Genomic DNA, 2,304 nt, shown 5'->3' on the forward strand with positions numbered 1-2,304 from the left:
GCCAACTTCCCCAATTAGCAAGAATATTAAAAACCAACAAAGATTCTAAAAAAAACAATGCCACGTAAATATACTTTTTAGCTAACATAGAATTCGAGCTCCAATAAAAGTACCTAGCGTTAAAAAGATCTTTTAACGCTAGCCACTCTATTTATTACTTATCTCATCAAATGATATGCATTTCGACCCAACCACGAACCAAACCTTCCTGCTCCGAAGAAAGTAGCTGTTTCGTATGCAGTTTTAAAGGTAGTTGCGGCTACAGCAACTACCGCTCCCCCATATCCCAAAGCAAATAGAAAACCTCCCCCATTTACCTGCTCAATTTCTTCAATGTTAGCTCTTCCATTTCAAACTCTTTATTAATTAGACTTTGCATAAAATCTTCCTTAATTTAAACTGCTTAACGTTATGTTTGCCTAAGTGCTTAGCGACTCGATAAGAGTTACTAGACCTTAAGCGACTGACCAAGGGCGCGGTTTCCCGCTAAAGTTGCCGCGTCCTTGCTTTTAACCAATACAATGCTTTGCTGTTTTGAGCATCACACCTCATCGATTAAAATTTCTTTTATCCTTTAAACGCCCTGTTGTCGCCCTCAGCTAATTGCTGCATTTCTTCTGGGGTATACACCTTTCCCTGATGCATCACGACGACTCGCTGCGCTTGCTTAATGGTTTCAGGTCTGTGAGCAATGATGACTCGGGTCATATTAAGCTGTTTAATTTGCTCACTGATCTTGGCTTCAGTGTCGATATCCAAATGGCTAGTCGCTTCATCCATAAACAGGATTAACAATGAGTAACAAGTGATTTTTCATGATCTTGCCCTGACGTTAGTCCTGATAAGGATGATTATTTTTCATTATTTTTACTTTTAAAGTTAAATATGTTTGGTATAAAGTACACAATTCCCCTTAAGAGTTCCCTTATGTATTCTCGAGTGAAAAATATAATTGCTGAGAATCCAATAACGTCAATAAGAAATATTACCTCTATGAAAACTATATAAATTTCAGGAGTGAACACCATCATTAGCACAGTGGTTATAATGAAAAAAACCTTTTTATGCCTAATGAAATTTAAAAAAACATTTTTCATCTCAAACCTAATTATTTATTAAATGTTAGTGGATCACTATCGCTATAATTTATTTCACTAAACTGTATTAATAAAAAGGGTGACAATTAGTCACCCAGCTGTATTTAGGCGAGACAACCAGCAAGTAACGCTAAGACTGCAATGGCAAGCCCTAGTCCACCACCATTAACTTCTTGGATTTCTTTCTTTGTTAACTCTTTCATAAAATCTTCCTTAATTTAAACTGCTTAACGTTATGTTTGCCTAAGTGCTTAGCGACTCGATGAGAGTAACTAGACCTTAAGCGGCTGACCAAGGGTACGGTTTCCCGCTAAAGTTGCCGCGTCCTTGCTTTTAACCAATGCAATGCTTTGCTGTTTTGAGCATCACACCTCATCGATTAAAATTTCTTTTATCCTTTAGATGTTGCTATTGCGCGCCTTCCGCTAATTGCTGCATTTCTTCAGGGGTATACACCTTTCCCTGATGCATCACGACTCGCTGCGCTTGCTTAATGGTTTCTGGCCTGTGAGCAATGATGACTCGGGTCATATTAAGCTGTTTAATTTGCTCACTGATCTTGGCTTCATTGTCGATATCCAGATGACTAGTCGCCTCATCCATAAACAACAAACTAGGTTGCTAATACAAAGCTCTAGCCAGCAATAACCGCTGTACTTGCCCACCGGAGAACTAACCTCCCATATCCCCAATTAACAATCGGTGTCTTTATTTATTACTCCCCTATAAAGAATAACTAATCGCAAAAATCAGACATATCAGAAACCAAGTTACTACTCGCTAAAAAGAAGGTGTTATTATTAAAATAATTTATACTTGATAAAATGCATAAAAATACTTATTTTTTTATAAAAAAGTAACACCCTCCTATCCCTACTGCGATAATGGACAGGTAAACATCAATCATGTACGGAGCATTAAAATAAACCAGCCCGCCACTAAATAAAACAACAAATGCTGACAGACATAATTTGTAAATCACCACTTCCCCCTAGCGTAATAAAACAAACGTACAAATAATCCGCCAAAAAAAACAACCGATAACAAAGTAACTTCTAAGCTCATCTCTAATTTATAAAACGCAAAGCCTAAAATAAAACCAGAAATTATATTTACTAACATAGAACTCTTAAAAAAATTTCGGGCATCTTTGTTATTATTGGATATCTATGTTATTTTTATTCTTAAACCAGCCCCCCAACAGTTA

The 2,304-nt window shown here is 36.8% G+C and carries 2 protein-coding genes and 1 pseudogene; all 3 read right to left on the reverse strand.

Translation table 11 applies throughout. From position 1 onward, the window contains the following. Nucleotides 1-567: 567 nt before the first annotated feature. Nucleotides 568-780, reverse strand: coding sequence for a hypothetical protein (locus K5Q92_RS23560; RefSeq protein WP_259649689.1), 213 nt, complete (start codon nucleotides 778-780; stop codon nucleotides 568-570). 421 nt (nucleotides 781-1,201) lie between these two features. Beyond that, complete coding sequence (locus K5Q92_RS23565; RefSeq protein ID WP_220771222.1) at nucleotides 1,202-1,300, reverse strand: class IIb bacteriocin, lactobin A/cerein 7B family; 99 nt, start codon at nucleotides 1,298-1,300, stop codon at nucleotides 1,202-1,204. Nucleotides 1,301-1,505: 205 nt separating this feature from the next. Continuing rightward, nucleotides 1,506-1,802 (reverse strand): annotated as a pseudogene (locus K5Q92_RS23570) (ATP-binding cassette domain-containing protein); the annotation flags it as partial. Between the last annotated feature and the right edge of the window lie 502 nt (nucleotides 1,803-2,304).

It is taken from the genome of Shewanella sp. MBTL60-007, from assembly GCF_019654915.1.
Lineage (GTDB): Bacteria > Pseudomonadota > Gammaproteobacteria > Enterobacterales > Shewanellaceae > Shewanella.